Origin of the sequence: Pseudomonas sp. ANT_H4 (assembly GCF_008369295.1) — a bacterium.
GTDB lineage: Bacteria > Pseudomonadota > Gammaproteobacteria > Pseudomonadales > Pseudomonadaceae > Aquipseudomonas.
Genome location: NZ_VOBG01000011.1, coordinates 195,992 through 203,322, shown reverse-complemented (window position 1 = coordinate 203,322; position 7,331 = coordinate 195,992). Strand labels below are relative to the sequence as shown.

The window sequence follows — 7,331 nt, the reverse complement described above, 5'->3', positions numbered from 1 at the left end:
CGGCGCCGCCGCTCCTGACCCAAAAGCTCACCACTCTTATCGTTGCTATTAGTCATAAACATAACCGTTTGCCTATCCCTTATCGTAAGGGGGAAACGGTGTCCTGTCTTTCATGGGGCTCGTTCAGTTTGATCTTACGCGATCTTGATTACTACCTTACCAAACGCCCCTCTGGCCAAATGTTCGTAAGCTTGGCGTGCTTGATCAAACGGATAGACGTGATCGATTACCGGGCGAATCTTGTGCTCATTCAAGAATTCGTTCATGCGGTCAAATGAGGAGCGTGGAGCAACGGCAATGCCACGAATCGTTGTTTGCCGAAAGATCAGAGGCATCAAGTTCAGCGCAGAGGTTTGGCCCGTCAGAAACCCGATCTGTGCGATACGCCCTCCTGCCTTTGTCGCAGCAATGGATTGATTGATGCCATCCCCGCCTGCCACATCCAGAAGGAGATCCACCCCCTTGCCATTGGTGAGTTTTAGCACTTCTTCTGCCCACTCAGGGTGAGTGCGATAATTCACGCCCGCAACAGCACACAGTTTTTTTACAGCTTCCAGGTTGTCATCTTGACTGGAGGTGACGATAACTTTGGCACCCAGTGCCATTGCAATTTGTGCTGCGAAAACAGAAACACCTCCAGTACCCTGAACCAAAACAGTTTGGCCGGCCTCGATCTGACCAAAATCAACGAGCGCATACCATGCCGTCAGAGCAGCAATTGGAAGGGTCGCCGCTTCTTCATCTGACATGTTGTCGGGGGCACGTACCGCGCTGTCCTCGTGGATGATCATGTATTCCGCCAGCCCGCCCGGTAATGGCGAGCCGAAGCAATAGTTGGGCTCATCTGGCCCTGGCATGCCATCCAGCCACCGCGAGTAAAGGTGTGAGTTCACGCGGTCTCCGATAGCGAAGCGGGTGACGCCATCGCCGACTGCCACGACAGTACCCGCCGCATCGCTTACGGGAATTAGTGGCTTGGGCACCATATGAGGCTCATAAATACCGTCAACGATTGCCTTGTCCCGGAAGTTGAGCGATACAGCGCCCACTTTTACCAGCAGTTCTCCAGCCTTGGGCACAGGTGTTTCAGTCTCCCCCTGTACCAGGTTGTTCAATCCGAAATCTTTCAGAAGCCACGCTTTCATTTTCTGTCTCCAGCAATTTTGAATGTGCAGAGGGAGGCAGGTTCCTCCTTTGCGCTGAGGACATTGTTGAGGTATCGCGACTCTAGATAAATGTGCAGAAACCAACAGGATTGTTATCCTGTTAAGCAATAATCACCCCAATGCCATGCTTGCCGAGAAAGATATTTATGGAGCTTCTACAGTCGATGCAGGTGTTCGCCAAGCTGGCGGAGTTGGGTAGCTTCACCAAAGTTGCTGAGGCCATGCAGGCAGGACGCCCGCACGTCACACGCACCATTCAGGATCTGGAAGCCTCGCTGGGTGTACGTCTGTTTCAACGCACTACGCGTAAAGTGAAACTGACTGCTGAGGGCGAGCGGTTTTATGAGCGTGTCAAAGAGATTTTGGTAACCATCGCAGAAACCACATCCATGTTCGACCGTAGTGGATCGACGTTGCGGGGACGGCTTCGCATTGACATTCCCACTGCATTTGCCCAGCACAGTTTCGTGGAAAGCCTGAGAAGATTTACGGAGGCATTTCCCGAAATCGAGCTTGCGCTGGGCGTGACGGACCGCGCGGTAGATCTCGTAGCCGAGGGCATCGATTGTGCACTGCGAATTGGTGAACTCCCGGACTCAAGCATGGTAGCGAGAGAAATTGGCACCGCCACCATGGTGACCTGTGCATCTGCAGGTTATCTCCAGGCGTGTGGGGTACCCAAAACCCCACAAGATCTAAAAGATCACCGATGCGTCAGCTTCATCTCCGGTCAAAATAACAGACCGCTGCCTTGGCATTTCTCGGTGGACGGCGAAGATCGTCCTCATACGCCTCATGGAGGTATCACGGTGAATCAGTCGAATGCCTACGTGCAATGTGGTGTTGCAGGCTTCGGCATTGTTCAAGCTCCGGGAATCACTGTTGAGACATTCCTAGCAACAGGAGATTTGGTTGAAGTGCTCAGAGCATTTCGTCCAAGGCCGCGCCTTGTATCCGTGCTGTACCCCAGTAGAACGCATCTTGCACCACAGGTGGATGCATTTGTGGACTGGCTGAAGGAGCATTTCCCCGTGCTTCACCCCAACTGGTTCAACGCTCATTAAACTGCGCACGTAGGCTGATTCGGCGGTGAATCATTAAGGCTGAAAAGAGAGCAGAGACAGGTTCTGTTCGTAAGGTGTGTTGGACAGTTAATCGGAAATAACAGTCCTGTTTCTTCCGCTGGATTTGGCGATATAAAGTGCCTTGTCAGCAATGTCGACCAGGTCTTTAGGCGTCTCAGTCATTGTGCCTGACAATGCGCTAATGCCAATGCTAATGGTCACTACTCCCATAGGAGATTCAGTGTGTTGAATTGCATTGCGCTCTAACTCAGTTCGAATTTTTTCGGCTACGAGGAAGGCGCCAACGTAATCTGTGCCTGGAAGTACGATGGCAAATTCTTCTCCGCCGTATCGTGCAGCAAGGTCGCCTGCCCGAGTGACATTCTTTTTTATTATGGTACTCACGATCTTGAGGCATTCATCGCCTTGTACGTGACCGTAATGGTCGTTGTACTTTTTGAAGAAATCAACATCAATCATGATGAGTGCGGTGTCATCTGATTTTCGGTTTTTTCTGCTGATTTCGGCTTCGATAAAAAAGTCGAATTGACGGCGATTGGAAAGTCCCGTTAATCCATCTTCAAGAGCAAGTAGGCCAAGAGCTTTGTTAGCTTCGATGTAAGTTTTTTGTGAGAGCTGTAATTCTTTTTGTGCCTGAATTTGTTGGCTCATGAGTTTTATTAGTCGATATCCCAGGAGGCTCAGCACCACCAATAATAGGGATGATATAAATATGCTGTCGAGGGACTCGCTACGCCAATTCGCAAGTACTTCATTTTTATCAAATGCAGTAATAATTACAAGGGGGTAGCCATTGACACGGCGAAAGCTGACGACTCGCTCTACACCATCGACAACTGATTTTGTTGTTGCAGTCCCCGAATTTACCGAAGGGACTAATAGGGAAAACACTTGTCCGTTTGAAATATCCGTGCCGACGTCAGCGTCACGAAACGGCTTTCGGGCTAAAATTTTCCCCGTTGAGGATGCAAGGTTAATAATGCCATTGCTCCCCATGTCTATGTCATCGTAAAGGGTGATGAAATATTTAAGATAAATCGTAGCTATCGTGACACCGGCAAAGCTGCCGTCAGGATGATTTATTCGTCGCGATACTGTTGTGATCCATTCGTTTGTTGATCGGCTGCGTATAGAGGGGCCAATAAAAGTAGCCGGGTCGGTGTGGTCGCGGTGGTAAATAAAATAATCGCGGTCTGAGTTGTTTGCACCCGCTGGTATTATGCCGTTTGAGTTAAACAGCCAACTCCCATGCTCGTCATAAATAAAGAAGCCATGTATTTGAGGTAGGTGTTTTTGTTGTATTTTTAGTATCCCCCCCAAGCTTTTTAAATTCTCCGCGCTGGTACCTTCTGCTTCCAGCTGTTCCTTGACCCCCAAAATCACTATGTCAGCTTCAGTTAGAGTAGCCCCTATGCTGGATGACAAGGTTTTGGAAAGGTTTGACATCTCGGTTGTTTTGTTGTTCAAGTGGCTCTCTAGAGAGCTAAAAACTCCCCAAATACTTATCACTATCAATGAGAGGCATACCGCGGCAATAAAGAGGACAATATGACTGACTTTGAGTTTGGCATTAGCCCACTCGACGTGAAAAATAGTGGTGATTTTTTTTAACATAAAATCCTCCATGCTTCCTTTCTAGTAATCTTGAGCATATCCGATTTTTTCTGAGGAGAATTTTTTAAAAAAGTGGCGGGTGGATTAGTTGGGTGGGTTGTATTCGGCCTACATGCGGCCTTAGTGTGGCGAATTGGACGGTAGATTCATGATCCCAGGAGACTGAAGGTATTTATCGACCGCCAGAATCGCCCAGGGCTGATCAGCAAGAACAGTCGTGCCTTCGTCAGCCCGAGTGAATGCCAGGCTGAGTTCGATGCGCAGTCGTGTAACACGCCACAACGCCGCGGCCCGTCCGCCCAACAGTGAGGGGCGCGCTCGTGAGGTCGGTGTGTCGTGTTGCCACTGGTGCTGATCGGTGCGCTCGTTGGCGCGGCCGTAGATTGAGTCCCGCTCAATCGAAGCGAAACGAGGCGCCGTAGGCCGAGCCTGGCAGGCGATCACCGCCATCGACGCTGAGGCGCGAGCGCAACGTGCCGGCCTGCGGTCCGCTGCGATACAGCCCGCGCTTTTGCAGCGCCGGGATCACCCATTCGACAAAGTCATCGAGTGAACCGGGACTGATCAGCGGGTTAAGCATGTAGCCACTGGTGCCGGAGATTCTTGCGTGTTCCTCGATCTGTGCCGCCACCTGTTCCGGTGTGCCGACCAGGATCAGGTCGCTGCCGCGGGTCACGTTGGCGAAGCGTTGCCTGACCTCGCCGGCGGTCAGCGGCTTGCCGCTACCATCGGGTTTCATGACGTAGGAGGTCATGCCTTCGGTCTGGGTGGACAGCGCCTCGTTGTCGGCATAGCGACTGATATCAATGCCGGTGTCGCCCGCATAACTCACCAACTGCGCTTGCAGGTGATAGTTGCTTTGCAGGGTTTCGTACTTTTTCTGCGCCTCGATGGCGGTGGCGGCTGTGACGATCCGTAGCACGGTCAGCGACTTGACGTCCTCTGCCCTGCGACCACGGGCTTGGGCCTGGCGCCAGATATCTTCCAGCCCCGCGCGTATTTCCAGTGGGTTGGATTTGGCGATAAACACCAGCTCTGCGTGCTTGGCAGCGAACTGACGCCCACGCGCTGACCAGCCCGCCTGGATCAGCAGCGGTGTGCGTTGCGGCGAGGGTGATGTCAGGTGCGGCCCGGCCACCCGATAATGCTCGCCGGCATGGTGGATGGGCCGCACCCGTGAGCCATTGGCATAGGTCTGTGTGAGCTTGTCGGCCACCACAGCATCATCGGCCCAGCTGCCTTCCCAGAGTTTGTACACCACGTCGAGAAACTCTTCGGCGCGCTCGTAGCGGTCGTCGTGCTTGATCATTTGCTCAAGACCAAAGTTGCGCGCGGCGCTGGACAGATAAGACGTGACGATGTTCCAGCCGATGCGCCCATCGGACAAATGATCCAGGGTGCTGAAGCGCCGGGCATGAGTGAACGGGTGTTCGTAGCTGGTGGTGACGGTGACGCCGAAGGCCAGTTTTTCGGTCAGGGCAACCAGTGCGGGAATGATCGTCAGCGGATCGTTGGCCGGCGCCTCGACGGCCCACTTCAGCGCCATCGCTTCGCTGGCGCCGAACACGTCGTAGAACCCTAGGACGTCGCCGAAGAACATCAGGTCGAGATTGGCTTCATCAGCGGTGCGTGCCAGGTTTGACCAGTATTTCAGGGTGTTGATGCCCAGTCTTTCGTCGGCCGGATGGGTCCACAGGCTGGGCGCGCCGCCGCAGCCGACACTGGCTTGTTCGTAGAGTCCGAATAACAGCGGTTTTGGATCTGACATGGTGCTTCCTGCATGCAAAGTGTGGGCGATGCACTATCGCCCGTGAAGGTAGGCCTTGGCGTAGTGCCGTTCCAGTCGCGCCTGGATCAGCTCCAGGCCAATGGACATCAGCCAGTAGATGACGGCGGCGGTGGTGAGCATTTCGATGTAGCGGTATGACGAGCGTCCGTAGGACTGCGCCAGGAACATCACCTCCCAGACCCCCATGACCGAGACGAGCGAAGAATCCTTGAGCATGGAAATGAATTGGCTGGTGGTCGGTGGAATGATGGTGCGCATCGCCTGGGGCAGGATGATCTGCCAGAACGTCACCGCCGGGCTCATGCCCAGGGCTGCCGCTGCCTGACGTTGGCCCGGCGAGACGCCGATGATGCCGGCGCGAAAGATCTCGCTCAGGTACGCCCCGTAATTGAGCGACAGCGCGATGATTCCGGCACTGATGGCGCCCGGAACCACACCCAACTGCGGCAGGCCGAGGTAGATCAACAGAATCTGGATCAGCAGCGGCGTACCCCGAAAGAACGAGGCGTAGAAACTGGCAATGCCAAAAGCCACCGCGCTTTTCGACAGGCGCGCCAGGGCCGTGGCAAAGCCCAAGGCCAGGGACAACCAGATCGAGCAAAAACACAAGAACAGCGTCAGCGCCGCACCTTGCAAAAAACCGTTGGGTGACAAGTGCAGTCCCACCAGGTTCTGCCACTTGGCGGCAACAATCGCAAACTTCAGGTCGAAGCTCATGAACAGCCCGGCAAACAGGCACAGCATCACGGCCCAGGTCAGCCACAGGCGAACCTGGAATGACAGCCACTGACGCTTGATGGGCGGTGGTTTGACGAGAGAGGGAGGTGTTGGAAATACACTCATTGGCTGATATCTGAACCGATCCATTTTTGGGAGATATTTGCCAACGTGCCATCGCTTTTAAGCTCGGCCAGCACCTGCGTCAGCTTGGCGTCCCACTGCGGGTCACCTTTCTCGGTGGCCACCACGTTGGGCTCGGCGTAAAGCGCAGCACCGGTGATCTTGAAGCGTGGGTCGTGATCAATACGCTCCTTGGCCGTCACCAGGTTGGTGACCATGGCATCCAGGCGTTTGCCGGTGCCCAGAGCCAAATCCTGGAAGGCCACGATTTCATTGTCATACGGCACGGCTTGAACGGTATTGAACGGGTAGTCGATAGGCGTGTTGGCACCCTCGATGACCAGGTCCTTGTTCAGATAGGCCTCATAGGTCGATGCGCTGCCAACACCGACTTTTTTCCCGGAAAGGTCGGCAGCCGACTTGATCGATTGTTCGTCGGCGTTGACCACGACCACCGCCGGGGAGGCGTAATACTCGACCGGAAAGTTGAACACTTGTGCCCGTGCGGCGCTGGGGGTCATGGAACAGATACACACGTCATAACGGCCTTGCCAGCGTCCTGCCGCGATCACTTCCCAGGACGGCGTCTCCAACTTCAACTTGACCCCAAGTTTCTCGGCAACGGCCTTGGCAACATCGACGTCGAATCCATCCAGTTGGTTTTGTTCGTTGAGAAAAGAGAAGGGCGGGTAGTTCTCCATCAGTACGCCGACCAACTGTTTGGATTGGGTGATGCGGTCCAGCGTCGGCCCGGCAAATACTGCCGGGCTCGCCAATAGCAGGGCCAGGCCCAAGGGAACAACAGGGCGTAAATTCATATGGACACCAAGGTAAGTT

Annotated in this window: 6 protein-coding genes; 1 reads left to right on the top strand and 5 read right to left on the bottom strand. The window is 54.1% G+C overall.

The window, feature by feature from the left end:
- Positions 1-134: 134 nt before the first annotated feature.
- Complete coding sequence (locus FQ182_RS16575; protein WP_149413908.1) at positions 135-1,145, bottom strand: NAD(P)-dependent alcohol dehydrogenase; 1,011 nt, start codon at positions 1,143-1,145, stop codon at positions 135-137.
- A gap of 185 nt (positions 1,146-1,330) precedes the next feature.
- Between FQ182_RS16575 and FQ182_RS16570 the strand changes: the two genes are divergently transcribed.
- Positions 1,331-2,230 carry a LysR family transcriptional regulator gene (locus FQ182_RS16570; protein ID WP_149413909.1) on the top strand — a complete coding sequence of 300 codons (900 nt, stop codon included), beginning with the start codon at positions 1,331-1,333 and terminating at the stop codon, positions 2,228-2,230.
- Between the two features lie 87 nt (positions 2,231-2,317).
- Here FQ182_RS16570 and FQ182_RS16565 read toward each other — a convergent pair whose 3' ends face one another.
- The 4 genes from FQ182_RS16565 to FQ182_RS16550 form a co-directional block, all read right to left on the bottom strand.
- Positions 2,318-3,865: a sensor domain-containing diguanylate cyclase gene (locus tag FQ182_RS16565; RefSeq protein WP_149413910.1), complete on the bottom strand. Its 1,548-nt coding sequence runs from the start codon at positions 3,863-3,865 to the stop codon at positions 2,318-2,320.
- Between the two features lie 394 nt (positions 3,866-4,259).
- The gene (locus FQ182_RS16560) at positions 4,260-5,633 is read right to left on the bottom strand and encodes an LLM class flavin-dependent oxidoreductase (RefSeq protein ID WP_149413911.1); all 1,374 of its coding nucleotides are present in this window, start codon (positions 5,631-5,633) and stop codon (positions 4,260-4,262) included.
- Between the two features lie 33 nt (positions 5,634-5,666).
- A complete protein-coding gene (locus tag FQ182_RS16555) occupies positions 5,667-6,497 on the bottom strand; it encodes an amino acid ABC transporter permease (protein WP_149413912.1) in 831 nt (276 codons plus the stop codon).
- Positions 6,494-7,312: a transporter substrate-binding domain-containing protein gene (locus FQ182_RS16550; RefSeq protein ID WP_149413913.1), complete on the bottom strand. Its 819-nt coding sequence runs from the start codon at positions 7,310-7,312 to the stop codon at positions 6,494-6,496. The genes FQ182_RS16555 and FQ182_RS16550 overlap by 4 nt, the downstream gene beginning before the upstream one ends.
- Between the last annotated feature and the right edge of the window lie 19 nt (positions 7,313-7,331).

Coding starts and splice junctions, on each gene's coding strand:
- FQ182_RS16575 (WP_149413908.1), bottom strand. CDS start 1,145: ATGAAAGCGTGGCTTCTGAAAGATTTCGGATTGAACAACCTGGTACAG.
- FQ182_RS16570 (WP_149413909.1), top strand. CDS start 1,331: ATGCAGGTGTTCGCCAAGCTGGCGGAGTTGGGTAGCTTCACCAAAGTT.
- FQ182_RS16565 (WP_149413910.1), bottom strand. CDS start 3,865: ATGTTAAAAAAAATCACCACTATTTTTCACGTCGAGTGGGCTAATGCC.
- FQ182_RS16560 (WP_149413911.1), bottom strand. CDS start 5,633: ATGTCAGATCCAAAACCGCTGTTATTCGGACTCTACGAACAAGCCAGT.
- FQ182_RS16555 (WP_149413912.1), bottom strand. CDS start 6,497: ATGAGTGTATTTCCAACACCTCCCTCTCTCGTCAAACCACCGCCCATC.
- FQ182_RS16550 (WP_149413913.1), bottom strand. CDS start 7,312: ATGAATTTACGCCCTGTTGTTCCCTTGGGCCTGGCCCTGCTATTGGCG.